The organism is Pectobacterium versatile (assembly GCF_003932035.1).
In the GTDB taxonomy this organism is placed as follows: domain Bacteria; phylum Pseudomonadota; class Gammaproteobacteria; order Enterobacterales; family Enterobacteriaceae; genus Pectobacterium; species Pectobacterium versatile.
The window spans coordinates 4,964,525-4,989,407 of the sequence record NZ_CP034276.1 but is presented as its reverse complement, the minus strand read 5'-3'; the positions used below and the strand labels follow the sequence as shown (position 1 = coordinate 4,989,407).

General features: G+C 52.6%; 24 protein-coding genes. 23 read left to right on the top strand and 1 reads right to left on the bottom strand.

Annotated features, from left to right (window positions below):
* Positions 1–52: 52 nt before the first annotated feature.
* From atpG to EIP93_RS22565, 3 genes are read left to right on the top strand one after another with little or no spacing between them, the layout of a single operon-like run.
* A complete protein-coding gene (gene atpG / locus EIP93_RS22575; RefSeq protein ID WP_005976554.1) occupies positions 53–916 on the top strand; it encodes a F0F1 ATP synthase subunit gamma in 864 nt (287 codons plus the stop codon).
* Between the two features lie 47 nt (positions 917–963).
* Positions 964–2,346: a F0F1 ATP synthase subunit beta gene (gene atpD, locus EIP93_RS22570; RefSeq protein WP_039317443.1), complete on the top strand. Its 1,383-nt coding sequence runs from the start codon at positions 964–966 to the stop codon at positions 2,344–2,346.
* A 19-nt stretch (positions 2,347–2,365) separates the two neighbouring features.
* Positions 2,366–2,785: a F0F1 ATP synthase subunit epsilon gene (locus tag EIP93_RS22565; RefSeq protein WP_005976558.1), complete on the top strand. Its 420-nt coding sequence runs from the start codon at positions 2,366–2,368 to the stop codon at positions 2,783–2,785.
* 407 nt (positions 2,786–3,192) lie between these two features.
* On the opposite strand, the gene pelX is transcribed toward EIP93_RS22565, so the two are convergent.
* On the bottom strand, positions 3,193–5,427 hold the full coding sequence (pelX, locus tag EIP93_RS22560) for a pectate disaccharide-lyase PelX (protein WP_125233297.1): 2,235 nt from the start codon (positions 5,425–5,427) through the stop codon (positions 3,193–3,195).
* Between the two features lie 324 nt (positions 5,428–5,751).
* Between pelX and glmU the strand changes: the two genes are divergently transcribed.
* The 20 genes from glmU (at position 5,752) to EIP93_RS22460 (ending at position 24,870) form a co-directional block, all read left to right on the top strand.
* The gene (gene glmU, locus EIP93_RS22555) at positions 5,752–7,122 is read left to right on the top strand and encodes a bifunctional UDP-N-acetylglucosamine diphosphorylase/glucosamine-1-phosphate N-acetyltransferase GlmU (protein WP_103862421.1); all 1,371 of its coding nucleotides are present in this window, start codon (positions 5,752–5,754) and stop codon (positions 7,120–7,122) included.
* Between the two features lie 201 nt (positions 7,123–7,323).
* Positions 7,324–9,156 carry a glutamine--fructose-6-phosphate transaminase (isomerizing) gene (gene glmS / locus EIP93_RS22550; RefSeq protein ID WP_103972041.1) on the top strand — a complete coding sequence of 611 codons (1,833 nt, stop codon included), beginning with the start codon at positions 7,324–7,326 and terminating at the stop codon, positions 9,154–9,156.
* 265 nt (positions 9,157–9,421) lie between these two features.
* Complete coding sequence (locus EIP93_RS22545; RefSeq protein ID WP_039493992.1) at positions 9,422–9,811, top strand: hypothetical protein; 390 nt, start codon at positions 9,422–9,424, stop codon at positions 9,809–9,811.
* 89 nt (positions 9,812–9,900) lie between these two features.
* Positions 9,901–10,968 carry a methyltransferase gene (locus EIP93_RS22540; RefSeq protein ID WP_039493956.1) on the top strand — a complete coding sequence of 356 codons (1,068 nt, stop codon included), beginning with the start codon at positions 9,901–9,903 and terminating at the stop codon, positions 10,966–10,968.
* A gap of 269 nt (positions 10,969–11,237) precedes the next feature.
* On the top strand, positions 11,238–11,966 hold the full coding sequence (locus EIP93_RS22535; protein ID WP_103943303.1) for a beta-ketoacyl synthase chain length factor: 729 nt from the start codon (positions 11,238–11,240) through the stop codon (positions 11,964–11,966).
* Positions 11,959–12,747, top strand: a complete 789-nt coding sequence (locus tag EIP93_RS22530) for a lysophospholipid acyltransferase family protein (protein ID WP_039493952.1) — start codon at positions 11,959–11,961, stop codon at positions 12,745–12,747. Before EIP93_RS22535 ends, EIP93_RS22530 begins: the two co-directional genes overlap by 8 nt.
* A 19-nt stretch (positions 12,748–12,766) precedes the next feature.
* Positions 12,767–13,033: a phosphopantetheine-binding protein gene (locus EIP93_RS22525; protein WP_039493950.1), complete on the top strand. Its 267-nt coding sequence runs from the start codon at positions 12,767–12,769 to the stop codon at positions 13,031–13,033.
* A gap of 23 nt (positions 13,034–13,056) precedes the next feature.
* Positions 13,057–13,305, top strand: coding sequence for an acyl carrier protein (locus EIP93_RS22520; RefSeq protein ID WP_039493948.1), 249 nt, complete (start codon positions 13,057–13,059; stop codon positions 13,303–13,305).
* Between the two features lie 15 nt (positions 13,306–13,320).
* The gene (locus EIP93_RS22515; protein WP_039493946.1) at positions 13,321–13,896 is read left to right on the top strand and encodes a COG4648 family protein; all 576 of its coding nucleotides are present in this window, start codon (positions 13,321–13,323) and stop codon (positions 13,894–13,896) included.
* Complete coding sequence (locus EIP93_RS22510) at positions 13,893–15,248, top strand: AMP-binding protein (RefSeq protein WP_103972042.1); 1,356 nt, start codon at positions 13,893–13,895, stop codon at positions 15,246–15,248. The genes EIP93_RS22515 and EIP93_RS22510 overlap by 4 nt, the downstream gene beginning before the upstream one ends.
* Positions 15,235–15,624: an ApeI family dehydratase gene (locus EIP93_RS22505; RefSeq protein WP_039493942.1), complete on the top strand. Its 390-nt coding sequence runs from the start codon at positions 15,235–15,237 to the stop codon at positions 15,622–15,624. Before EIP93_RS22510 ends, EIP93_RS22505 begins: the two co-directional genes overlap by 14 nt.
* The gene (locus tag EIP93_RS22500; protein WP_103972043.1) at positions 15,615–17,327 is read left to right on the top strand and encodes a glycosyltransferase family 2 protein; all 1,713 of its coding nucleotides are present in this window, start codon (positions 15,615–15,617) and stop codon (positions 17,325–17,327) included. The genes EIP93_RS22505 and EIP93_RS22500 overlap by 10 nt, the downstream gene beginning before the upstream one ends.
* 2 nt (positions 17,328–17,329) lie before the next feature.
* Complete coding sequence (locus tag EIP93_RS22495; protein WP_010681449.1) at positions 17,330–17,752, top strand: acyl-CoA thioesterase; 423 nt, start codon at positions 17,330–17,332, stop codon at positions 17,750–17,752.
* Complete coding sequence (locus tag EIP93_RS22490) at positions 17,749–18,354, top strand: LolA family protein (RefSeq protein WP_039546171.1); 606 nt, start codon at positions 17,749–17,751, stop codon at positions 18,352–18,354. The genes EIP93_RS22495 and EIP93_RS22490 overlap by 4 nt, the downstream gene beginning before the upstream one ends.
* The gene (locus EIP93_RS22485) at positions 18,326–20,647 is read left to right on the top strand and encodes an MMPL family transporter (RefSeq protein WP_103972045.1); all 2,322 of its coding nucleotides are present in this window, start codon (positions 18,326–18,328) and stop codon (positions 20,645–20,647) included. Before EIP93_RS22490 ends, EIP93_RS22485 begins: the two co-directional genes overlap by 29 nt.
* Positions 20,644–21,219, top strand: a complete 576-nt coding sequence (locus EIP93_RS22480; RefSeq protein WP_039493934.1) for a DUF3261 domain-containing protein — start codon at positions 20,644–20,646, stop codon at positions 21,217–21,219. Before EIP93_RS22485 ends, EIP93_RS22480 begins: the two co-directional genes overlap by 4 nt.
* Position 21,220: 1 nt before the next feature.
* Entirely contained in the window at positions 21,221–22,378 is a 1,158-nt protein-coding gene (locus EIP93_RS22475; RefSeq protein ID WP_039493928.1) for a beta-ketoacyl-[acyl-carrier-protein] synthase family protein, read from the top strand.
* A complete protein-coding gene (locus tag EIP93_RS22470) occupies positions 22,371–22,853 on the top strand; it encodes a hotdog family protein (RefSeq protein WP_039493926.1) in 483 nt (160 codons plus the stop codon). The genes EIP93_RS22475 and EIP93_RS22470 overlap by 8 nt, the downstream gene beginning before the upstream one ends.
* A gap of 59 nt (positions 22,854–22,912) precedes the next feature.
* Positions 22,913–23,644 (top strand): 3-ketoacyl-ACP reductase FabG2, encoded by a 732-nt coding sequence (locus tag EIP93_RS22465; protein WP_039493990.1) that lies wholly within the window; start codon positions 22,913–22,915, stop codon positions 23,642–23,644.
* Positions 23,644–24,870, top strand: coding sequence for a beta-ketoacyl-ACP synthase (locus tag EIP93_RS22460; protein WP_039493924.1), 1,227 nt, complete (start codon positions 23,644–23,646; stop codon positions 24,868–24,870). The genes EIP93_RS22465 and EIP93_RS22460 overlap by 1 nt, the downstream gene beginning before the upstream one ends.
* Positions 24,871–24,883 lie beyond the last annotated feature (13 nt).

The window sequence follows — 24,883 nt, the reverse complement described above, 5'->3', positions numbered from 1 at the left end:
CGCCCGGTGGCCTGCTGTAAAGCAGGCCGCAAGGCTTTGAGGAGAAGCAAAGATGGCCGGCGCAAAAGAGATACGTAGTAAGATCGCAAGCGTCCAAAATACGCAGAAGATCACCAAAGCAATGGAAATGGTCGCCGCTTCCAAAATGCGTAAATCGCAGGATCGTATGGCGGCCAGCCGTCCTTATGCGGAAACCATACGCAATGTGATTGGTCACCTTGCGTTAGGAAATCTGGAATATAAACACCCGTACCTGGAAGAACGCGATGTTAAGCGCGTTGGGTATTTGGTGGTGTCTACTGACCGTGGCCTGTGCGGTGGTTTGAACATTAACCTGTTCAAGAAACTGCTGGCTGATATGAAATCCTGGAGCGACAAAGGCGTTGAAACTGACTTAGCGCTAATTGGTTCCAAAGCGGTTTCTTTCTTCGGTTCGGTAGGCGGAAACATTGTTGCTCAGGTTACCGGTATGGGGGACAACCCTTCCGTATCAGAATTGATCGGCCCGGTTAAAGTTATGCTGCAAGCCTATGACGAAGGTCGTCTGGACAAGCTGTATATCGTCAGCAACAAGTTTATTAATACCATGTCTCAGGAACCGCTTGTTGTTCAAGTGTTACCGTTACCGCCTTCGGATGACGGTGAGTTGAAGAAGAAAGCCTGGGATTACCTGTATGAACCCGATCCTAAGTCGCTGCTGGATACCCTGCTGCGCCGTTATGTAGAATCTCAGGTTTATCAGGGCGTCGTAGAAAATCTGGCTAGTGAGCAGGCCGCGCGAATGGTTGCGATGAAAGCCGCGACCGATAACGGCGGTAGCCTGATCAAAGAGCTGCAGTTGGTATACAACAAAGCTCGTCAGGCCAGTATTACCCAGGAACTCACCGAAATCGTCGGGGGAGCCTCCGCGGTTTAAAGCAGGTTTACGAATTACGTATTGTCGAATTACGTAGAGGATTCAAGATGGCTACTGGAAAGATTATCCAGGTAATCGGCGCCGTGGTGGACGTCGAGTTCCCGCAAGATGCCGTACCAAAAGTGTACGATGCGCTTGAGGTAGAGAACGGCGCTGAAAAACTGGTGCTGGAAGTGCAGCAGCAGTTGGGCGGCGGCATTGTTCGTTGTATCGCAATGGGTTCTTCTGACGGCCTGCGTCGCGGGTTGAACGTGAATAACCTGGACCACCCGATCGAAGTGCCGGTAGGTAAAGCAACGCTGGGTCGTATCATGAACGTATTGGGCGATCCAATCGACATGAAAGGCGACATCGGCGAAGAAGAGCGTTGGGCTATCCACCGTTCAGCTCCGAGCTATGAAGAGCTGTCAAACTCACAGGAACTGCTGGAAACCGGCATCAAGGTTATCGACCTGATGTGTCCGTTTGCCAAGGGCGGTAAAGTGGGTCTGTTCGGTGGTGCGGGCGTAGGTAAAACCGTAAACATGATGGAGCTGATCCGTAACATCGCGATCGAGCACTCCGGTTACTCCGTGTTTGCAGGTGTTGGTGAGCGTACTCGTGAAGGTAACGACTTCTACCACGAAATGACCGACTCCAACGTAATCGATAAAGTATCACTGGTGTATGGCCAGATGAACGAGCCGCCGGGTAACCGTCTGCGCGTAGCATTGACCGGTCTGACCATGGCGGAAAAATTCCGTGATGAAGGCCGTGACGTCCTGCTGTTCGTCGATAACATCTACCGTTATACCCTGGCCGGTACGGAAGTATCTGCACTGCTGGGTCGTATGCCTTCTGCGGTAGGTTATCAGCCGACGCTGGCGGAAGAGATGGGCGTTCTGCAAGAACGTATCACCTCAACCAAAACCGGTTCTATCACCTCCGTTCAGGCCGTTTACGTTCCTGCGGATGACTTGACTGACCCGTCACCAGCCACCACCTTTGCTCACTTGGATGCAACCGTGGTACTGAGCCGTCAGATCGCTTCTCTGGGTATCTACCCGGCAGTTGACCCGCTGGATTCCACCAGCCGTCAGTTGGATCCGCTGGTTGTTGGTCAGGAACACTATGATGTTGCCCGTGGCGTGCAGTCTATTCTGCAACGTTATCAGGAACTGAAAGACATCATCGCGATTCTGGGTATGGACGAGCTGTCTGAAGAAGACAAGCTGGTGGTATCCCGTGCGCGTAAGATTCAGCGCTTCCTGTCTCAGCCGTTCTTCGTAGCTGAAGTATTTACCGGTTCTCCGGGCAAATACGTTTCCCTGAAAGACACTATCCGTGGCTTTAAAGGGATTATGGAAGGCGAATACGACCACCTGCCAGAGCAGGCGTTCTACATGGTTGGTTCCATTGAAGAAGTCGTGGAAAAAGCCAAGAAACTGTAACGCCTTGTAGGAGGGTGACATGGCTATGACTTACCATCTGGATGTCGTGAGTGCAGAACAGCAAATGTTCTCCGGTCTGGTGCAGAAGATCCAGGTAACGGGGAGCGAAGGCGAACTGGGTATTTATCCGGGACATGCCCCTCTGCTTACTGCCATTAAGCCGGGTATGATTCGTATCGTTAAGCAGCACGGTGAGGAAGAGTATATCTATCTTTCTGGCGGCGTCCTTGAGGTGCAGCCGAATATGGTCACCGTACTGTCTGATACCGCTATCCGTGGGCAGGATCTGGATGAAGCACGTGCGCTGGAAGCGAAGCGCAAAGCCGAAGATCATATCCGCAATTCGCATGGCGATGTGGATTATGCCCAGGCTTCCGCAGAGCTGACTAAAGCGATTGCGAAGCTGCGTGTTATCGAGCTGACCAGAAAAGCGATGTAACTAAGCTTGCAATAATTGAAGGCCAGTCAGTTCACACTGACTGGCCTTTTTGTATTTAAGGTTATGCCCCTTCCCTGCCTTCACAGATTTGCCTCTTAGTGACATTTTTATGCAGACTAAGAGACGGTTTCGTGCGCGATAATGCCGTCATTTTCATGCGGCTCTGTAGCACGCGCCCGACGCAGGGACGCTCAATCGCCGCCGCCCTGCGAACCCAGGCTTCCGGCTAAATTATGCCGCTACGCGGTACCTTCGTCGGTATCAGGCTTAACGGACCGCTTGCGACACGTTCTTGACGTGGCGCAAGCTTTCGCCGCGTCCATGCGGCTCATCCTAAGCCTGCTATCTCCTCAGCATAATTTTTTACGCCGGATAACGGCAAAATCTGTGATGCTCTCTGCGCTGGCTTATTTTTTCTTCAGAAAATCGCCAAGTACCAGATTGCCTTTGGCATCACGCGTAAACGTCTCCGGAACGGTAACGGATACGAAGTTATTTACTGTGATTTCCTTGCCTTGCGCGTTAACCGAACGGTCTTCTTTGATGAAATAGTTGGTGTTATTGATATTGCCGACAACCGCATCATCATATTTACCCGCTTTGGTTTTCAGCGAAATGTTGTTCTTGAAGACGCCTTGTTTTTCCGGGCCAGAGTAAGGGCTTGGGCGGAAGATAAAGTTAAAGCGTTCGTTATCTAACGCGATGTTGTCTTCAACGATCAGTGCACCAGGGTTGAAGTTGTCAGTGAAACCATCGAGTTTGTTGCCCACAGCAATGCTGTGTTTAACCTGATGCGCCACTGGTTGGCCTTCACCACCCATTTTGAAGCCGTTGCTGCTGTTGTTCATGGCAATTGAATTCTCGATCACCACAACGCCGTTGGCGCCGTCTTCAATTTTGTTAAACAGGTCGAAGCCGTCATCGATGTTGTTGTGCGAGAACGCACCGCGGATCACGTTGCCTTCACCCACACGCATTTTCACCGCGAAACCGTCGGCGTTAATTTTTCCTGGATCCTGGTTGCTGTGAGATTCTGAATTCAGAATCAGGTTATGGCTGGCCCACAGTGGTCTGCCTACATCTGCCGTCGAGGTCACCTGAATACCCGTATCGTCAGCGTGGTGCGCCAGAACGCGTTCGATGGTGTTATAGCTCCCTTCGATACGGAATGGTTTCTCTGTAATTTCAATCCCTTTAACATGCCAATGGCTCGCTTTCAGCTGCAGGCCATGAATGACGGCTTTATTGCCGACAGCAAACAGGTTCTTGACGGTTTTTTGCTGGCCGCTGGCGCTGACAGGGATTTCAGCCGCGCTGTAATCGCCATCGTTGAGCCAGATAGTGCCACCAGCAGGAAGAGCGGCGACGGCGCTGGCTAAATCGATCGGTGCATTTTTACTGCCGTCGTTGCTGGCTGAACCTTGTGGTGAAACATACAGATTTTTGGCGTCTGCATAAGCCACTCTTTCAACCTTGAACGTGCTCTCTTTTACCGCTTTATCATCCCCTTCTGCGGGCTGGTAGGCAATCTTGAACTCAGCGCCGCTACCTGCAATTTTCGCTGGCAGAGATAAGGTTTCTCCCGCTTTTACCTTCTTCGTATCACCCAGAGATTTACCATCTTGTGACACCGCGATCGTGCCATCGTAATTGGCTCTGGCCTGAACCACATAGTGTTCGCTGGTGGTTTTAGGTGATGACATCACCTGAAGCAAAGGATCATAATCCTTGGCTTTAAACTCCGGTGAGGCTTTGGTTTGCGCTGGCGTCGTGGTCAACTGTGCATTGCTGACGGTGATTTTGGCGTTACGGGAGGCAAAGAAACCGACGTAGTAGTGGTCTTTATCTAGCTTGGTGACGACGTCCGCGCCTTTGACTTCTTTTGATACCCAGTTGTCCGTGCCTTTCGGCGCATAAGAGGTAATAAAGCCGTCGTTGGTGCGTTCCAGTTTCAGACGGAACGTCGGCGTTTGCTCCAGATTTACATTTTCCTGATAGCTGGTTTTGGTAATTTTCGCGCCCGCGTTGCCCCACGGTTGCGTGACGCCATTACGCAAAATCGCCTGTAGTTTGATTTCGGTATGAGACTTTTTATCCTGCGTCATGATGGCGTTCATCACCATGTTGGATGCCGCAGGGAATTCCTCATACCCTTCTTTCAGCGGTTCCTGACGCGGCACGCCGATAATATCGCGCACCAGAATTCCCGCGCCTTCCTGAGCCGCAGGCTTGGCGCCGTTTTCTGGCCCAAACTGTTCCACGGTAATATCAGACTGAAGCGTGAAGTTCACATTTGCAGGCAGCTGCGTATAGAAGAACGTCAGTCCGTCATGGGTGTTGGCAATCTTTCCGCCACGACTTTCGATTGTGATAGGTGCGGATAAATCAGCATTATCCCCCGGTGATAATTTCTTGCCGTTAATGGTGACGTCGTTAACACCAATTTTTTCCGGCAGGACATTCGATGAAAAGTTTACATCTGTTGATTGGCCAAAGGCGATGCCGTGCCAGACAGGGGTTGATTCTGTCGCGGCGTGTGTACTAAAGCTAAAGAGTAATGCATTCGTCAACGCGACGGCTGCGAGGCGTGAAGAACGGTGTTTCCGTAATGAATCACATTTTTGTGAAGAACAACGTTTCATTGTATCTCCTTCGTTATTGAATTATTTGCCCGCGTATATTGCTATAAATGAAACGCTGTTTCTTTTGTGTGTGTCACAAATGGAAATACTTAAAAACAAAGTCTGTTTTTTATGAAACCCTGTGTCATTTCTGTTGATGTAGATAGCATAGTGTCCGTTTCTTCTCCTCACGAACATTCGTCGTTTTGAGCGAGATTTTCAGAAAAAACTCACCAAAAAGTATCCGCGTTATGCATGAGTTTCGGTAAACTCTGGTTATTCATGCCGTAACAGGCTAGCCATTTTATTTTTGCGGAGCTGTGGTTCCGTACTGTCAGGATACTTATGTCAAATAGTGCGATGAGTGTGGTGATCCTTGCCGCGGGTAAAGGAACCCGTATGTATTCCGACCTTCCCAAGGTGTTGCATCAATTGGCGGGTAAGCCAATGGTTCAGCACGTTATTGATGCTGCAATGACGACAGGCGCACAGCACGTTCATCTGGTATACGGCCACGGCGGTGATTTGCTAAAACGTGAATTGGCCGATCCGGCGTTGAACTGGATATTGCAGGCGGAACAGCTGGGAACCGGGCATGCGATGCAGCAAGCCGCGCCTCATTTTGCTGATGATGAAGATATCTTGATGTTGTATGGCGATGTGCCGCTGATTTCATCGCAAACGCTGGGACGTTTACGTGAGGCTAAGCCGCAGGGCGGTATCGGCCTGTTGACGGTGAAGCTGGACGATCCGACGGGCTATGGGCGAATTGTGCGTGAAAAGGGCGCCGTGGTTGGGATCGTCGAGCACAAAGATGCCAGCGAAGAACAGCGCCAAATTAACGAGATCAATACCGGCATTCTGATTGCGAACGGCAAGGATCTGAAGCGTTGGTTAAGTCAGTTGAATAACAACAACGCACAGGGTGAGTTTTACATCACCGATATTATTGCGATGGCAGCGGAAGAAGGTCAGCGTGTTGAAGCGGTCCATCCAGAGCGGCTGAGCGAAGTTGAAGGTGTTAATAATCGTCTGCAACTGTCGGCGCTGGAGCGGGTTTATCAGCGTGAACAGGCGGATAAACTGCTGCTGGCCGGGGTCATGCTGCTCGATCCAGCACGATTTGATCTGCGTGGCGAACTGACTCATGGTCGCGATGTGGTGATTGATATCAATGTGATCGTGGAAGGCAATGTTAAGCTGGGCAACCGGGTGAAAATCGGTGCTGGCTGCGTAATCAAAAATTGCATCCTTGGCGATGACACAGAGATCAGCCCTTATTCTGTATTGGAAGATGCCGTTCTGGAAGCACAGTGTACCGTTGGCCCGTTTGCCCGCTTGCGTCCTGGCTCGGAATTAGCTGAGGGGGCGCATGTTGGCAACTTTGTCGAACTGAAAAAAGCGCGGCTGGGTAAAGGATCAAAAGCGGGTCACCTTAGCTATTTGGGTGATGCGGATATCGGTTCCGGTGTTAATATTGGCGCAGGAACGATCACCTGTAATTATGACGGCGCGAATAAACATAAAACGGTTATTGGTGACGATGTATTTGTTGGTTCGGATAGTCAGCTGGTAGCGCCCGTTAGCATAGCCAGCGGTGCGACGATCGGTGCAGGAACGACGGTTACGCATGATGTGGCAGAGAATGAGCTGGTGGTCGGTCGCGTGAAGCAACGGCATATTTCCGGCTGGCAACGTCCGGTGAAAAAGAAATAATATTTAATGCCTCCGCACGCGGCGGAGGCGGTTTTGCCCTGTGCTTTGGCCTATCCCCTGTGTGGGTCGGTCCCCGAGCACAGAACAAAACATAATAATCCCCAACTCTCTACAAGGCTCGGGGAACCCGGAAAAACCGGAACAATCAGGTCTAAGACATCCCTGGTGACACAATATGTCACTTTTATAGGAATACCATCGATGTGTGGAATTGTAGGCGCTGTTGCGCAACGTGATGTTGCTGAAATTTTGTTGGAAGGTTTACGCCGTCTTGAGTACCGCGGCTATGACTCTGCGGGCCTGGCGGTTGTTGACAGCGAAGGACATGTCGCTCGTTTGCGTCGTCTGGGGAAAGTGCAGGTGCTGTCTCAGGCAGCCGAAGAGCATGAACTGCACGGCGGTACGGGTATTGCCCATACTCGCTGGGCAACGCACGGTGAACCTTCTGAAGAGAACGCACACCCGCATGTTTCTGAACATATCACTATCGTCCATAACGGCATTATCGAAAACCATGAACCGCTGCGCGAACTGCTGATCGGTCGCGGCTATCGTTTTGTTTCTGAAACCGATACCGAAGTGGTTGCTCATCTGGTTCATTTCGAACAGCAGCAGAACGGCGGAACGCTGGTTGAAATCGTTAAGCGTGTGATCCCACAACTGCGCGGTGCGTATGGCATGGTGGTGTTGGATAACCGCGACCCAAGCGTACTGGTTGCTGCACGTTCTGGTAGCCCGCTGGTGATTGGTCGTGGTGTGGGTGAAAACTTCATTGCTTCCGATCAGCTGGCATTACTGCCTGTGACTCGCCGCTTTATGTTCCTGGAAGAAGGCGACATTGCGGAAATCACCCGTCGTGACGTACGCGTGTTTGATAAATCCGGCCAGCTTGCTGTACGCGAAGAAATTGAATCAAAAGTGAATTACGATGCCGGTGACAAAGGCGCGTATCGTCACTACATGCAGAAAGAGATCTACGAACAGCCAATGGCGATCAAGAACACCCTTGAAGGGCGTTTCAGCCACGGCGAGATCAATCTTTCTGAGTTAGGCCCGAAAGCGGATGAGCTGCTGGCGAAGGTTGAGCACGTTCAGATCATTGCCTGCGGTACGTCCTACAACTCCGGTATGGTTTCCCGTTACTGGTTTGAAGCGCTGGCGGGGGTTCCGTGCGACGTGGAAATTGCTTCCGAATTCCGCTATCGCAAACCTGCCGTGCGTAAGAACAGCCTGATGATTACCCTGTCCCAGTCCGGTGAAACCGCAGATACGCTGGCGGCACTGCGTTTGTCCAAAGAGCTGGGCTACCTGGGTTCGCTGGCCATTTGTAACGTTGCGGGTTCCTCGCTGGTGCGTGAATCCGATCTGGCGCTGATGACCAAAGCGGGCGTAGAGATTGGCGTGGCCTCGACCAAAGCCTTTACTACCCAGCTTACCGTTCTGCTGATGCTGGTGGCGCGTGTTGGCCGCCTGCGCGGTATGGATGCGAAAATTGAGCATGAGATCGTTCACGGTTTGCAGGCGCTGCCAGCGCGTATTGAGCAAATGCTGTCTCAGGACAAGCTCATCGAATCTCTGGCGGAAGGTTTCTCTGACAAGCACCATGCGTTGTTCCTCGGCCGTGGCGATCAGTACCCGATCGCGATGGAAGGGGCGCTGAAGCTGAAAGAGATTTCTTACATCCACGCGGAAGCCTATGCGGCAGGTGAGCTGAAACACGGCCCACTGGCGCTGATTGATGCAGATATGCCGGTTGTCGTCGTGGCACCGAACAACGAACTGTTGGAGAAATTGAAATCCAACATCGAAGAAGTTCGGGCGCGCGGCGGTGAGCTGTATGTCTTCGCTGACGAAGATGCCGGTTTCACCAGCAGCGAAAATATGAAGATTATTCCATTGCCGCATATCGAAGAAGTGATTGCGCCAATCTTCTATACGGTGCCGTTGCAGCTGCTGTCTTATCACGTCGCGCTGATTAAAGGCACCGATGTCGATCAGCCACGCAACCTGGCGAAATCCGTTACGGTAGAATAACTTTCCGGTATTTTGTTAGCCACGATCGTCCGTCTTATGTCGATAAACATAAGGCGGATTTTTTATATCCATTCTTTAGTTGTGCTTATTGCTCTGCTTCACACTACCGATATCTGTTTGATAAAACCTGAGGCAGGGAACCATGTTTCTTTTGTCAGGTTATCTCTATTTTGTGTAAAATAGTTTTAATGATGCATTAGTTTTACATCTTGCATCAGAAACGAATTCTTTTTTGGCAGTGATGTTTTTGTTTGATAGGGATTTTATGAAAAAACAGATTATTTTCGCCGCTTTAGTCTCTGTTCTTATATTGACTGGTTGTGCTGAGCGTACGGTTCCGGTAGCGAATGTGACACAGTCCATCACTGGGCATCACACAACTGAACAAGTAAAGAATGCCATTATTGAAGCAGGACAAAAACGTAAGTGGGCGATGACTCAGGCTTATGTGGGGGCGATTGATGGTCGTCTAGTTCAGCGCAGCCATGTAGCAAATGTTCGCATTACCTATTCACAAACCAGTTATTCCATCAGCTATGTTGGAAGTGAGAATTTGTTGGCTGGCGGTGGGAAGATTCACCGAAATTATAATAATTGGATAAAAACGCTGGATCATGAAATTCAATTAACACTTGCCAGTCAACAGATTAAATAATTTTAATAGTCGGATATCTTTTTGCTATCCGACTCTATTTTTTGTTGTTCTTTTCTGATCGTTTTTGTCCGACCTCAAGGGAAAAGTCAGTGTATTACGGATATGACAAAGATAATGTCAGCGCGTTGGATGCTATTACAGAAGCGCAACGAATTGCGTTTGCTCCAATGTTGTTTCAGGCCGCTATCAATCTGCGTAACCACGGTATTTTAGATTTTCTGGATAAGCGCGGTCATCAGGGAGCAAATCTCGATGAGATTGTTGCCATTACCTCATTAAATCGTTATGCCGTTGAACTACTGTTGGATGTCGGGCTGAGTGGCCGCATTATTATCCAGAAAGAGGAAAACTACGCGCTGGCTAAAATTGGTCATTATCTGCTTCATGACCGCATGACGCGCGTCAACATGGATTTTACTCAGGATGTTTGTTATCAGGGGATGTTTTACCTTGATGAGGCGTTGGCAAAAAATGAACCTTCTGGATTAAAAGTCTTTGGTGAATGGCCAACAATCTATCCAGCGTTAAGCCAACTGCCACCGCAGGCAAAAGAGAGTTGGTTTGCATTCGATCATTTCTATTCCGATGCCGCATTTGATGCTGCCTTGCCGCATGTCTTCCCGCTAAAGCCAAAACATCTCTACGATGTTGGCGGGAATACCGGTAAATGGGCCATGCGCTGCTATGACTACAATCGTGATGTGAAAATTACGATTTTGGATTTGCCGGAGCAAATTGCGCTGGCGACAGAAAATATTACAGAAGCAGGGAAATCTGATCGTATTCAGGGTTGTGCTGTTGATATGCTCTCCGATTGCCCGTTACCGGGTGAAGCGGATATATGGTGGATGAGCCAATTCCTCGACTGTTTCAGCGAAGAACAAATCGTGGCTATCCTGCGTAAAATCGCCAGCGTGATGAAACCGGATGCCAGAGTCTGTATTTTAGAAATTTTCTGGGATCGTCAGCGGTGGGAAGCTGGCGCTTTTAGCCTGAATGCTTCTTCGCTCTACTTTACCTGTCTTGCTAATGGAACCAGCCGTTTCTATGCGGCCAGACGATTTTTACCTTTATTAGAGCAGGCCGGATTTATCGTTGAAAATCAAATCGATAATATTGGCATTGGTCACACGCTGCTGATCTGTAAAAAGCGATAATAAAATAGTGGATGCATACCCTAAATAATTCGAGTTGCGTGACAAAACGTGAGCGTTTTGAACAACGCTCTGCGTTGGTCCTTTAGGACAAGGCTCATTTATGGCCTTGTAACGCGGCAACCGAGCGAGTCCCCAGGAGCTTACTCAGGTAAGTGACTGGGGTGAGTAAGGGCAGCCAACGCACAAGCAGCTTTAAGTATGACGGGTATAAACGGGAAATTGCAGCGATAGCGATATAGCCGGAATAGGTCGGACTGGAAGAAGGCAGTATGAGATTAGCATTTTCAATCATTGATTGGCAGGCCAGCGCGCCGGGCCTCAGCAGCGCGGACGATTGGCTGAATTGGTCGCGGGTGTCTGCTGCTATCAATGCTGAGCAACCTTTGGATAAATGTCGACATTTACCCATGATGATGGCTCGTCGCCTCAATCAAGGGAGCCGTTTGGCGGTCGATAGTGGGTTAGCGTTACTGCGTCGCCAGTCGGTGGATGCCATTGTCTTCACCTCGCGCCACGGCGAGCTGGAACGCAACCTGAGTATCCTGAAGGCGCTGTCAGAAAATGAGAATATTTCTCCTACTGATTTTGCGATGTCAGTACACAACGCGGCAGTGGGAAGCCTGACGATTACGGCGAAAGCTCCGCTGGTTTCTACGTCGATTGCCGCAGGAATGGACGCTTTCCAGCAAGGCCTTATCGAAGCGAAGGCCTTACAGGTTGCGGGATACCGCAATATTCTACTGGTTGATTTTGATGGCGCGATCCCTGATTTCTACCACCCACATGTTTCGGCAGACATGCCTCGTTATCCTTACGCCGTCGCTCTATTGCTAGGGGATGGCGATGACATGGTGTGTGAATCGCAACCTCAGGTGGAATCTCACGGCGAAGGTTCACCACAAAGTCTGTTGTTCTTGCAGGCTTTTCTTGCCAGAAGACCGCGTTTTTCCTTACCGGGCGAACGCGTTGACTGGGCGTGGGAGAGAGGGGATGTCTGAGTCATCACTGGTGCTTCGCCCCTCGACTCGTCTGAATCGTTTGTGGCGATTAATGATGACCGGCGTGTGTTTTGCCATGTTTGGCGTTGGCGGGTTACTGCTTTCTCTGGTGTGGTTCAATGTATTGCTGATTCAGCGTAATACCGCTCGCCGCCGCCAGTTGGCTCGCCGCAGCATTTCCGCCAGCTTCCGATTTTTTTTATGTAGTGCCCGCAAATTAGGGGTGCTGGATTACCGCATTGACGGCATTGAAACCTTACAGCGCGATCGCGGGTGTCTGGTTGTCGCCAATCACCCGACGTTAATTGACTATGTTTTGCTGGCATCCGTCATGCCAGATGCCGACTGTCTGGTTAAAGCTGATTTACAGAAAAACCTGTTTTTCCGCGGCGTCATTCGTGCGGCGGATTACCTGCTTAACAGCCAGTCTGATGCGCTATTGCCGGATTGTCAGCGACGGCTTGATAACGGTGATGCGATCATTATTTTTCCTGAAGGCACACGTACGCGTTATGGCGAACCCCTTGTTCTGCAACGCGGTGCCGCAAATATTGCGGTGCGTTGCGGCTGTGATTTACGGGTTGTGCATATTCGCTGTAGTCAAAAAACATTGGGAAAACAAAGTCGTTGGTATCACATTCCGCCTGAAAAACCCTGTTTCACGGTGAGCGTGCGCGAACGCATCAACAACGACACTTTTATGGCGCCTGAAGAGGCGCGATCCTTGGCGGCTCGCCGTTTGAATCGCCTTTTGCAGCAATCTTTAACACCAGAAAGCTGATCACCATTTGGAAATACATATGGAAAGTATGTTTGTTGAAATCAAAGAGATGATTATCGATTCTCTTAATCTTGAAGATATCAGCGTTGATGAAATAGAAACGGACGCCCCGCTTTTTGGCGAAGGCCTTGGTCTGGATTCTATCGATGCACTTGAGCTGGGATTAGCGGTAAAAAACCGTTATGGCGTTGTGCTTTCTGCGGAAAGTGAAGAGGTACGCCAGCACTTCTTTTCCGTTGCAACCCTTGCAGCTTTTATCAACACTCAGCGCGCTGTGAGTGCCTGATAGTAAAATAAAATGAGTTGATGATGGATAAAAACGAAATTTATCAGGAAATTACAGGCTTACTGGTCAAGCTGTTTGAACTGGATGCTGATGATATCAAACCTGAATCCCGCCTCTATGAAGATCTTGAGTTAGATAGCATCGATGCGGTGGATATGGTGGTTCACCTGCAAAAACGCATCGGGCGCAAAATATCGCCGGAAATTTTTAAATCTGTGCGCACGGTACAGGATGTGGTCGATGCGGTAGAAAACCTGCTCCGTGAAGGTTAATGAGCCCGCCAAGTGATGCGTGTGCTGATACGTAGTCTGAACATTTTAATGACGCTCGCCTGGCCTTTCCTGGCCTGGTTTAGCATCACGCACCCTGAACATCGCTGGTTACTCGCGGTACTGGCGCTGATGTGTGTTCTGCGTTTCGCTACGTTGCGTGATGAAAAAAATTTATTTGAAAACAATGTATTCAAAGGAACGGCTCTGTGGCTGGCTGCGGCCGGGGTTGTGCTTTCCGTTGCCAGTTTATTACTGCGTGATGGCGGTTGGTTGTTGTGGTATCCCGTGGCGGTAAACAGCGTCATGTTGATGCTTTTTGGTGGCTCACTTTATAGCGGTATGCCGCTTGTAGAGCGCCTTGCCCGCCTTCAGGAACCAGAGCTTCCTGCTCAGGCTATTTCCTATACGCGTCGCGTGACGAAAGTCTGGTGTTGGTTTTTTATTTTTAACGGCAGTATCGCCGTGCTGACCTGCCTTGTCGGCAATCTTTATTGGTGGACGTTATGGAATGGCGTGATCAGCTATGTGCTTATGGGGTTGTTGATGGGGGGAGAGTGGTTGATACGCCAGCGTCTGAGGAAGCGCGTATGAACGGGTTCACTGTCCGCACCATCAATGACTGGCTGACGGGGAATGATTCCCCTCAGCGCATTGTTGCCAGTAATGGTGCCAGTACGTTCACGCTGGGGTCGTTGAAAGCGCAGGTGGTTGCGCTCTGCCAGCAGCTAAGCCTGCGGCATGAAACGCGTTGGGCGCTGTGTTTTGAAGACAGCTACCGCTTCACTATCGGGCTTCTGGCTGCTCTGCATGCGGGAAAAACGCCAGTCATTCCCGGCCACTGCCGCCAATCTGTATTAGAAGAACAGGCGGATGAGTTTGACGGGGTGTTGACGGATGTATCCCTGCATTTGGATTGCCCTGTGTTTGCCCTGACAGCGGAGACGGAGAGCGTCGCTGATGCCGTGTTGCCCCCCATACCGGATGATGCCTGTGTGGTGTTGTTCACGTCAGGCTCCACCGGGAAGCCGCGTCAGATTGTTAAACCGGTACGCTGTCTGGATGAAGAGTCGCGTTGGTTGGCGGATCGCTGGGGCGCGCATTTGCAAGGCTGTGATGTGATCGCTTCCGTCACCCACCAGCATTTATATGGGCTGACGTTTCGCATCTGGCTGCCTATGGCGCTGGGGCTGCGCTTTGATAGCCGCCAACTGCTCTATACCGAACAGCTTACTTCCCAGCATCGCCAGCGGCGTTACGTGTTTATCAGCAGCCCGGCATTCTTACGCCGCCTTGATCGCGCGCTTTCTGCCCCCGAGTGTTCGTTGATTGTCTCTGCTGGGGGAACCTTGCCCTGGCTACATGCCGAAGCGGCAGCCGAGTGGTTTATGCAGCCCATCAATGAGATATACGGCAGTACCGAAACGGGCGTTTTAGCATGGCGCTCGCGTGAGACGGATACCGTGCCGTGGCAGCTCTTCCCCGGCGTGTCGCTGAGGCGTGATGAACAAGATAACTGGTGTGCGCAGTCGGCGCTGATCCCACACGCTCTGGGGCACAAGCTGGACGATCGATTGGCGTTCGATGACGCGGGCCATTTTCAGCTGTGCGGCCGACACGACCGCGTAGTGAAGATCGAAGATAAGCGCATCTCGCTAAGCGAGATAGAACGGCGTTTACTCGATTTGCCCGATATTGCTGATGCGGTTGCGCTTCAGGTGACGCGCCCGGAGCGTAGCGGCATTGGCGTGGTGCTGGTGTTGAATACCCCCGATAAGGCCGATGACTTACCGAATTTGAAACGCCAATGGCGGCATGAATTGCAAAAATGGCTGGAGCCGTTAGCGATGCCGCGTTTCTGGCGCGTTGTCGACGTTATCCCCCACAATAGCCAGAGTAAACGTGCCTGGCCGCAGATACAGGAATTGTTTCATGTTGCCCGTTGAGCTTGTCCGGCACGATGTAAAAAAGACGGATGAAACGTCTCATGTTGAATTGATGCTACAGGCTGACCCTGAACTGTTCTGGTTCAAGGGGCACTTTACGGGTCAGCCGCTACTGCCCGGTGTGGCACAGCTGGATTGGGTCATGCATTACGCAACGACGGTGCTGGCGCAAGGATGGACGTTCTTGTCCATTGAGAACATTAAATTCCAGCAGCCGATTTTGCCCGGTAGAACGTTGCGTCTGGTGCTGACATGGCACGCCGGAAAACAGCAACTGACCTTTAGCTACACCATTCTGGAGGGTGAGACTGAGCGCACGGCCAGCAGCGGGAAAATAAAGCTCACACCGATGATGGAAGATCGCCCATGTCAGTAAATGGCGCATTCTCGCCCTGCGTGGTGATCCCTTGTTATAACCACGGCGCCATGATGGCGTCGGTGCTGGCGCGCTTGGCACCGCTAGCGCTGCCCGTTTTCATTGTTGATGACGGAAGCGATGCGGCAACGCAACAGATTCTCACCCAACTGGCCGCAGAAAATGACGGCGTGACGTTGATTCGTTTGGCACATAACAGCGGGAAAGGTGCGGCGGTGATTCGTGGCATCGACGACGCGGCGCAGGCCGGGTTTAGTCATGCCTTACAGGTTGATGCCGACGGGCAGCATCAGATTGAAGATGCGCCGCTTCTGCTGGATGAGGCGAAAACGCACCCGCATTGCCTGATTTCCGGGCGACCGCGTTACGATGCCTCTGTGCCGAAATCACGCCTTTACGGGCGCTATGTCACCCACGTCTGGGTTTGGATTGAAACGCTATCCTTCTCCATCAAGGACAGTATGTGCGGTTTCCGTGTCTACCCAGTTGCGGCCACGGTATCTCTTCTCTCCCGAAAGTCTCTCGGTCACCGTATGGATTTCGATACGGAAATTATGGTGCGTCTGTATTGGGCGGGAACGCCTAGCCGCTTTATTGAAACGGCGGTGACGTATCCAGAAAACGGCCTGTCTCATTTCGATGCGCTGCACGATAACCTGCGGATTTCCTGGATGCATACCCGCCTGTTTTTCGGCATGCTTCCGCGCATTCCCGTGCTGCTAATGTGGCAGCGTCAGCAACACTGGGCTGGCGTGTCGGAGCGCAAAGGCCTGCTCGGTATGCGGTTCATGCTGGCGGTATATCAACGGTTAGGACGCGGGGTGTTTACGCTGTTTCTCTGGCCTGTTATTGCGTTTTACTGGCTGACGGGCCGTACCGCGCGTCAGGCGTCTCAGTCATGGTTGCGGCGAATCGGAGGGTATGCGCGTCAGCACGAGATCCCGCTGCCTAAACCGCTCAACAGCTATCACCATTTCCTCCGTTTTGGTCAGTCAATGCTGGATAAAATCGCCAGCTGGCGCGGCGATCTACACTGGGGCCGCGATATTGATTTTGCCCCCGGCGCGCGGGAAACCATTGAGCACAACAGACAAAAAGGACAACTGATTCTGGCCTCACACCTTGGCGATATCGAGGTGTGCCGGGCGCTGGCGCAGCAGGTGAGCGGGCTGGTGATTAACGCGCTGGTGTTTACTGAAAACTCTCAGCGTTTCAAGCAGGTGCTGGAAGAGATTGCCCCGCAGGCCGGTGTGAACCTTATCCCTGTCAGCGACATCGGGCCGGATACCGCAATCATGCTGCAAGAAAAGCTGGATGCCGGTGAATGGGTGGCGATTGTCGGCGATCGCACGGCGGTCAATCGTCAGCGCGGCGGTGTGCGACGCGTGGTGTGGAGCCCATTTTTGGGAAAAAATGCGCCTTTTCCTCAAGGGCCTTTTGTTCTGGCTGCGGCACTGCGTTGCCCCGTATTGCTGATGTTTGTCATTCGCGAGCAGAAAAAGCTGCGCGTCTACTGCGAGCCCTTTGCCGATAGCATTGTGTTACCGCGTCCAACCCGACAGCAGGCCTTACAGCAGGTCGTCGATCGCTATGCCGAACGGCTGGCGCACTATGCGCTGAAATCCCCGCTCGACTGGTTTAATTTTTTTGATTTCTGGAGCTTGCCTGATGATGACGGCCGAGCCGCTGGGAAAAAGGAGTAAGGGTGCTAAACGATTCCCGCTTAAGCCATGAAGTTGAACTGACGGTATCTTTCCATGACTGCGATCCGATGGGCGTGGTATGGCATGGCAACTATTTTCGTTTTTTTGAAGTGGCGCGCGAGGCGCTGCTTAGCAAATTTAACTACGGCTATCGCGAAATGCAGGCCTCTGGCTATGTATGGCCGGTGGTCGATACGCGGGTGAAATACCGTGCGGCGCTGACTTACGAGCAGCGTATACGCATTCGCGCCACTATTGAGGAAGTCGAGAATCGTTTGCGTATCGCCTACCAGATTTTCGATGCTGAAAGCGGCCAACGTGCCACGACCGGCTATACGATTCAGGTCGCGGTACAGGAAGGATGCCGCGAGCTGAGTTTTGTTTCTCCCCCCATTTTGTTTGAGCGCCTTGGAGTGACGCCATGATACGACTGATTGTCGCGGTTTTTGTGCTGTTGAGCGGTATGGCGCAGGCCGTTACGCTGGATGATTTACAACAACGGTTCAGTAGCCAGCCTGTTGTGCGGGCTGATTTCACCCAACTGCGTGAAATAAAGGGGATGGCAAAGCCGCTGAAGTCCGGTGGGCAGCTGTTAATCGCGCAGGATAAAGGGCTGTGGTGGCATCAGGCCACGCCGTTTCCGCTGACGATGGTGTTGGACGAAACACGGATGGTTCAGGTAATGAATGGGCAAGCGCCGCAGATCGTTACGGCGGAAAGCAATCCACAGATGTTTCAGTTTAACCACCTGTTACGTGCCTTGTTTCAGGCCGATCGTCACGTATTAGAACAGAATTTTTCCATCGATTTTACCGATCTCGGTCAGCAGCAGTGGAGACTGGTGCTGACGCCCAAAACGTCGCCGTTAGATAAACTGTTCAACACCATTACGCTGAACGGCGGTGAATTTCTTGACGGCATTGCGCTGGATGACCGCCAAGGCGACATGACCCGAATTACGCTGAGCAATCAGCGGATCGAACCCCGGATGTTGAGTGATGATGAGCAACAGCGTTTCGTTTTCTGACGGCATTCGTCGCGCAGCGCGGGTTTGGATTGGCTGCTGTGTTGTGCTGATCGCGGCGCTGGCGCTGCTGCTACCGAAGGCGCAGATCAACAGTAGTGTATTGGCTCTGTTGCCTAAGCAATCGATGGGCGCACTTCCCCCGGAGCTACAGCAAGGCTTTATGCAGCGTCTCGATCGGCAGATGGTGTGGCTAGTGACGCCGGGCAAGCAGGCGGACCCCGCGGTAGCGGATTGGTGGCTGAAGCACCTGCGTGCGCTTCCCGATCTACAGCAGGTTAATGGCCCTATTGATGCCGAACAGCAGCAGCGATGGGGGAAATTCGTTTTTGAACATCGCAATGGTCTGGTCGATCCCGTCACGCGCGCGCGGCTGGAGAATGGTGGTGCGGCGCAGGCCGATTGGGTGCTGGCACAGCTTTATTCCGCGTTTGCTGGCGTGAGCGGTAAAGAGTTAAATCACGACCCTTTGATGCTGGTGCGCGGTTCCCAACTGGCGTTGCAGCAAAATGCCAGTCAGTTGGGGTTGTCGCAAGGTTGGTTAACGACAAAAGATGCAGAAGGCCGCATCTGGTACTTTCTGCACGGTGAGCTTAGCGCTGGCTCGTTTGACATGGCGCGTAACCAGCAACTGGTTGATAAATTAGATGCCCTTGAACGCGATCTCAAGGCCGCATTCCCTGATGCCGACGTGCTCACTCGCGGGACAGTACTGTTCAGTAACTATGCCAGCCAACAAGCCAGACAGGATGTCTCTACCCTTGGCGTCGCCACCGTAGCGGGCGTTCTGTTGCTGATCTTCTTTGTGTTTCGTTCACCGCGCCCGCTCTTGCTATGTGGATTATCGGTCGGCATCGGTGCGCTGGCAGGCACGGTATTTACGCTGCTGCTGTTCGGTGAACTGCATTTGATGACGCTGGTCATGAGTATCAGCATCGTCGGGATTTCAGCGGATTATACGCTCTATTATTTGACCGAACGGATGGTCCACGGCGGCCATGTTTCCGCGATGGAAAGCCTGAAAAAAGTGCTGCCCGCGCTTCTGCTCGCGCTGGGAACGGCGGTGGTGGCTTACTTGATTATGGCGCTGGCACCGTTCCCCGGCTTACAGCAGCTGGCGGTGTTCGCCGCAACCGGGCTGACCGCCTCCTGCCTGACCGTGGTGTGCTGGTATCCTTTTCTGGTTAAGGGACTGCCGGTCAGGCCCGTTCCCGCTATGGTGCTGATGGGGCGCTGGCTGGCTGCATGGCGGCGCCAACGTGGCGTGCGTTTGGGGATCCCGCTGGCGCTGCTGGTGCTTTCTGTCGTGGGGCTGCTGCGGCTGGAGGTCAATGATGATATCTCTCAGCTACAGGCGTTGCCGCAGGATTTGATGCAGCAAGAGCGGCAGTTGACGGCATTAACGGGACAGAGTGCCGATCAAACCTGGTTTGTCGTCTACGGTGATAGTGCTGAGGAGACATTGCTGCGTCTGGAACAGCTCGCGCCTAAACTGCGTGACGCGCAGCAACAGGCATGGCTAAAGCAGTTCCGGTTACTGCCGCTTTCTTCTCAGGCTCAGCAACAGCGCGATAGTCAGCTTATTGCGTCTGCCGCACCAGCGGTTATCGAGCGTCTTAAAGACACGGGCGTTGATGTGGCGATGCCGGATGTGCAACCGATGCCGGTCACACCGGAGCGCTGGCTCGATAGCCCGATCAGTGAAGGGTGGCGACTGCTGTGGTTGACGTTACCTAATGGGAAAAGCGGTGTTCTGGTTCCGGTAAGTGGCGTGAGCGATAGCGCCGCGCTGGGACAGATGGCCAAAACGTTGCCGGGCGTGGAATGGATCGACAGAAAAGGGACATTCGATGCCCTGTTCGGTTTCTATCGCGTCATGCTGGGATGGTTGTTGATGGCAGCGCTGGCGGTGATTGCGCTGAGCTACGTGATTCGTCTTGGGCTGCGCCGTGGATTAGTCAATGTGGTGCCGTCGGTGCTGTCGCTGGGCGGCGGACTGGCGGTGCTGGCGTTGAGCGGTCATTCGCTGAACCTGTTCTCATTGTTGGCGCTGGTTCTGGTGCTGGGCATCGGCATCAATTACACGCTGTTTTTCAGTAACCCACGCGGTACACCGATGACCTCGCTGCTGGCGGTGACGCTGGCGATGTGCGTTGCCCTGCTGACGCTGGGTATGTTGGTTTTCAGCAGCACTCAGGCCATCAGCAGCTTCGGGATTGTGCTTTGTAGCGGTATTTTTATCGCCTTCTTGCTGGCGCCTCTGGCGTTGCCTGATTCAAAAGGGAAACGAAAATGACATTATTGCGACGTGGGCTTCTGCTTATTGGTGTGCTGCTGCTAAGCAGCTGTGCCAGCAAACAGCATGATGATAACCGCCCACAGGCGTGGCTCAAACCGGGTGTGAAAGTCACGCTACCCGCACCAGCCATTACCCCGTCGGTCAACGAACAGCAGCTATTGACGGGCACCTTTGACGGTAAGCAGCAATCGCTGCTGGTAATGCTGAATGCCGATGATAAGCAGCTTTCTCTGGTCGGGCTTTCCTCTATCGGTATTCGTCTGTTTAAGGTCACCTACGATGCGCAGGGCGTTCATACTGAACAGTCCATCGTCCTGCCGCAGTTGCCACCAGCCAGTCAGGTTCTGGCGGATATCATGCTGAGCCACTGGCCGATCGCCGTGTGGCAGACGCAGCTACCAGCGGGGTGGACGCTGAAAGATAGCGAGGATAAGAGACAACTGCGTGACGATCGCGGCACGCTAATTACTGAAATTCGCTATATGACGCGGAATAACCAGCGCGTGCCGATGAGCGTTCAGCAATTCGTCTTTGGTTATCACATCGTGATTCAACATCTGGATAGTTAGCATGATTTACATTAACGCCGTCGGGGCGCTGAATGCGCTGGGCAATAATCTGGATGAGATTGCCGACAACCTTGCTAGCGGTCATGCGCCGGGCATGCGCCCTGATACCGGATGGCTGCTGCACGATAAACCCTGTTGGACAGGGAAGGTGGATGCGGAATTACCGGTTATCCCTGTAGAATTGGCGGCGCATAACAGCCGTAATAACCAGCTATTGCTCGCCGCCCTGGAGCAAATTCGGCCTCAGGTTGACGCGGCTATCGCGCAGTTTGGCTCCGACCGGGTAGCGGTGATTTTGGGCACCAGCACCTCAGGGTTGGATGAGGCCGATCGTTACGTCAGCGAAAATATTTCCACTTATCACTATGCGCAGCAGGAACTTGGCGATCCTTCCCGATTTCTGGCTGCCTATCTGAAGTTAAATGGACCCGCTTACACCATATCAACCGCTTGCTCTTCCAGCGCCAGAGCGCTGATCAGCGGTAAACGATTGATTGATGCCGGGCTGGTGGATGTCGCTATCGTTGGCGGCGCGGATACGCTGAGCCGTATGCCGCTAAATGGCTTTGATAGCCTTGAATCGCTATCTTCAACGCGCTGCCAGCCGTTCAGCGAAGAACGTAATGGGATCACCATCGGTGAAGGCGTTGCGCTTATGCTGATCGGGCCGCAGCCCGATCGCGTGGCGGTATTGGGTGTCGGAGAATCATCAGATGCTTACCATATGTCAGCACCACACCCAGAAGGCGAAGGGGCAATTCGCGCGATAACTATGGCGTTGTCGCAAGCGGGATTGCAGCCCGAGGATGTGGGCTATATCAATTTACACGGTACCGCCACGCGTCTGAATGACCAGATTGAAGCCAATGTGGTTCACGCCGTTTTTGGCGATAGTGTGCCTTGTAGCTCAACCAAACACCTTACCGGCCATACGCTGGGAGCGGCGGGGATTAGTGAAGCCGCGATCTGCTGGCTGCTGCTGACGCGGGATCTTCCTTTGCCCGCGCAAGATTTCTCACGCAGTCATCCCGATGCCTCACTGCCATCATGCGGCTTGCTCCGTGAGCCAGCTCCGCTGACCCGCCCGGTCATTCTGTCTAATTCTTTTGCGTTTGGTGGCAACAATACGTGTCTGATCCTGGGGACGAATCATGAGTGAGTATCTGGCTGCGGCAGCTTATCTGCCCCATTCAGCCCCTATGGTGCTGGTGGACGAGGTGATCCATGTTGATGATGAACACGCGCACTGCCGTGTGGCAGTCAGCCGCGAGAGCATTTTGGCACCATTTCTGAATGCGCAGGGACATCTGCCAGCCTGGTTTGGTATCGAAATTATTGCTCAAACGATCGGGGTCTGGTCTGGCTGGCACGGGCATCAGAGCAGTGGTCTGGAAGAGAAGCCGCGTCCCGGCATGTTGCTGGGCGGGCGGGGTTATCGCTGTAAACAGGATAGTTTTCCTGCTGGCTCCCTGCTTGATGTGACCGTTACCCTGCTGATGCGTGACGATAAAATTGGTAGCTTTGAGGGTGAGATCGCGATAGCTAGGGAGACGTATGCCTCTGGCCGGTTGAACACCTATCAGCCTGACGAACATGAGTTAAAAGCACTTTTAGAACAGGGAAAGCTATTATGACAACCGGAAGAACGACGATGACAACCGGGAAAACTATTATGAAAACCGGGAAAACAGGCATGACGCGCTCTGTGTTAGTGACCGGTGCTAGTAAGGGGATTGGTCGAGCCATTGCGCTGCGTCTGGCGGCGGATGGTTTTACCGTGGTGGTGCATTATCACCGTGATGAAAACGGGGCGCAGGAAACCTTACGCCAGATTACGGCACAACACGGTTCCGGTCGTATCGTCAGCTTCGATATTGCCGATCGGGAAACGTGTCGCACCGTGATCGAACAGGATATTGAGGCGCATGGTGCTTACTATGGCGTGGTCAGTAATGCGGGGATCACCTGTGACGGTGCTTTTCCCGCCCTCGACGAGCAGGCGTGGGATAGCGTCATTCACACCAATCTCGATAGCTTCTATAACGTGATTCATCCCTGTGTGATGCCGATGATCGGCCTGCGTAAAGGCGGACGAATTATCACGCTGTCTTCTGTTTCCGGGATCATGGGGAATCGGGGGCAGGTCAACTACAGTGCAGCAAAAGCGGGCATTATCGGCGCAACGAAAGCGCTGGCTATCGAACTGGCGAAGCGAAAAATCACCGTTAACTGCATCGCTCCCGGTTTGATTGATACTGGCATGATTCAAATGGAGCCCGTCGCCGTTGAAGAAGCCATGAAGATGATTCCCATGAAACGCATGGGGCAGGCGGAAGAAGTCGCAGGGCTGGCGAGTTATCTTATGTCCGATATCGCGAGTTATGTCACGCGTCAGGTCATTTCTATTAATGGAGGGATGCTGTGATGCGTCGTGTCGTGGTAACGGGAATGGGTGGTGTCACCGCGTTCGGTGAATCCTGGGAAAGCGTCTCGGACGGGTTGCGTGCGGGTCGCAATGCGATACGTAAGATGCCCGAATGGCAGGTTTATGATGGCCTGAATACGCAGTTGGGCTCGCCGATTGATCACTTCAGTTTGCCAGAACACTACACGCGTAAACGCATCCGTTCGATGGGGCGCGTGTCTCTGATGGCAACCCGAGCAACCGAGCTGGCGCTGGAACAGGCTGGGTTGATTGGTCATCCGGTGCTGACTAACGGAGAAACCGGCATTGCTTACGGCTCCTCAACGGGCAGCACGGGGCCGGTGAGCGAATTCGCCACCATGCTGACAGAAAAGCACACCAATAATATTACCGGTACGACCTATGTGCAGATGATGCCGCATACCACCGCGGTGAATGCTGGCCTGTTTTTCGGGCTGCGCGGCCGTGTGATTCCGACATCCAGCGCCTGTACGTCAGGAAGTCAGGCGATTGGCTACGCTTGGGAAGCGATTCGTCATGGTTATCAGACGGTTATGGTGGCGGGCGGTGCGGAAGAGTTGTGTCCGTCAGAAGCGGCGGTGTTTGATACGCTGTTCGCCACCAGCCAACGCAACGATGCGCCAGAAACGACGCCGTCTCCTTTTGACACCAGCCGTGACGGTCTGGTTATTGGGGAAGGTGCGGGGACGTTAGTGCTGGAAGAACTTGAGCATGCTCTGGCACGCGGTGCGACGATTTATGCCGAACTGGTTGGGTTTTACACCAACTGTGATGCGGCACATATTACGCAACCCCAGCGTGAAACCATGCAGATTTGCATTGAAGGATCGCTGCGCTGCGCGGGTTTGCAACCCGGCGATGTGGGTTATATCAGCGCACACGGTACCGCAACCGATCGGGGCGATGTCGCGGAGAGTCAGGCTACCGCCGCCGTGTTTGGTAACGCCACACCGATTTCGTCGCTGAAAAGCTATTTCGGCCATACGCTGGGCGCCTGTGGTGCGCTTGAAGCGTGGATGAGTATTGAAATGATGCGTGAAGGGTGGTTTGCACCGACGCTTAATTTACGGCAACCTGCGGAAGACTGTGGCGAGCTGGATTATATCATGGGTGAGCCACGCCATATTGAGACGGATTATATCCAGTCTAATAACTTCGCCTTTGGCGGCATCAATACGTCGCTGATTTTCCGTCGTTGGCAATAATGGATTGAGAACG

Coding starts and splice junctions, on each gene's coding strand:
- atpG (WP_005976554.1), top strand. CDS start 53: ATGGCCGGCGCAAAAGAGATACGTAGTAAGATCGCAAGCGTCCAAAAT.
- atpD (WP_039317443.1), top strand. CDS start 964: ATGGCTACTGGAAAGATTATCCAGGTAATCGGCGCCGTGGTGGACGTC.
- EIP93_RS22565 (WP_005976558.1), top strand. CDS start 2,366: ATGGCTATGACTTACCATCTGGATGTCGTGAGTGCAGAACAGCAAATG.
- pelX (WP_125233297.1), bottom strand. CDS start 5,427: ATGAAACGTTGTTCTTCACAAAAATGTGATTCATTACGGAAACACCGT.
- glmU (WP_103862421.1), top strand. CDS start 5,752: ATGTCAAATAGTGCGATGAGTGTGGTGATCCTTGCCGCGGGTAAAGGA.
- glmS (WP_103972041.1), top strand. CDS start 7,324: ATGTGTGGAATTGTAGGCGCTGTTGCGCAACGTGATGTTGCTGAAATT.
- EIP93_RS22545 (WP_039493992.1), top strand. CDS start 9,422: ATGAAAAAACAGATTATTTTCGCCGCTTTAGTCTCTGTTCTTATATTG.
- EIP93_RS22535 (WP_103943303.1), top strand. CDS start 11,238: ATGAGATTAGCATTTTCAATCATTGATTGGCAGGCCAGCGCGCCGGGC.
- EIP93_RS22530 (WP_039493952.1), top strand. CDS start 11,959: ATGTCTGAGTCATCACTGGTGCTTCGCCCCTCGACTCGTCTGAATCGT.
- EIP93_RS22525 (WP_039493950.1), top strand. CDS start 12,767: ATGGAAAGTATGTTTGTTGAAATCAAAGAGATGATTATCGATTCTCTT.
- EIP93_RS22520 (WP_039493948.1), top strand. CDS start 13,057: ATGGATAAAAACGAAATTTATCAGGAAATTACAGGCTTACTGGTCAAG.
- EIP93_RS22515 (WP_039493946.1), top strand. CDS start 13,321: ATGCGTGTGCTGATACGTAGTCTGAACATTTTAATGACGCTCGCCTGG.
- EIP93_RS22510 (WP_103972042.1), top strand. CDS start 13,893: ATGAACGGGTTCACTGTCCGCACCATCAATGACTGGCTGACGGGGAAT.
- EIP93_RS22505 (WP_039493942.1), top strand. CDS start 15,235: ATGTTGCCCGTTGAGCTTGTCCGGCACGATGTAAAAAAGACGGATGAA.
- EIP93_RS22500 (WP_103972043.1), top strand. CDS start 15,615: ATGTCAGTAAATGGCGCATTCTCGCCCTGCGTGGTGATCCCTTGTTAT.
- EIP93_RS22490 (WP_039546171.1), top strand. CDS start 17,749: ATGATACGACTGATTGTCGCGGTTTTTGTGCTGTTGAGCGGTATGGCG.
- EIP93_RS22485 (WP_103972045.1), top strand. CDS start 18,326: ATGATGAGCAACAGCGTTTCGTTTTCTGACGGCATTCGTCGCGCAGCG.
- EIP93_RS22480 (WP_039493934.1), top strand. CDS start 20,644: ATGACATTATTGCGACGTGGGCTTCTGCTTATTGGTGTGCTGCTGCTA.
- EIP93_RS22475 (WP_039493928.1), top strand. CDS start 21,221: ATGATTTACATTAACGCCGTCGGGGCGCTGAATGCGCTGGGCAATAAT.
- EIP93_RS22470 (WP_039493926.1), top strand. CDS start 22,371: ATGAGTGAGTATCTGGCTGCGGCAGCTTATCTGCCCCATTCAGCCCCT.
- EIP93_RS22465 (WP_039493990.1), top strand. CDS start 22,913: ATGACGCGCTCTGTGTTAGTGACCGGTGCTAGTAAGGGGATTGGTCGA.
- EIP93_RS22460 (WP_039493924.1), top strand. CDS start 23,644: ATGCGTCGTGTCGTGGTAACGGGAATGGGTGGTGTCACCGCGTTCGGT.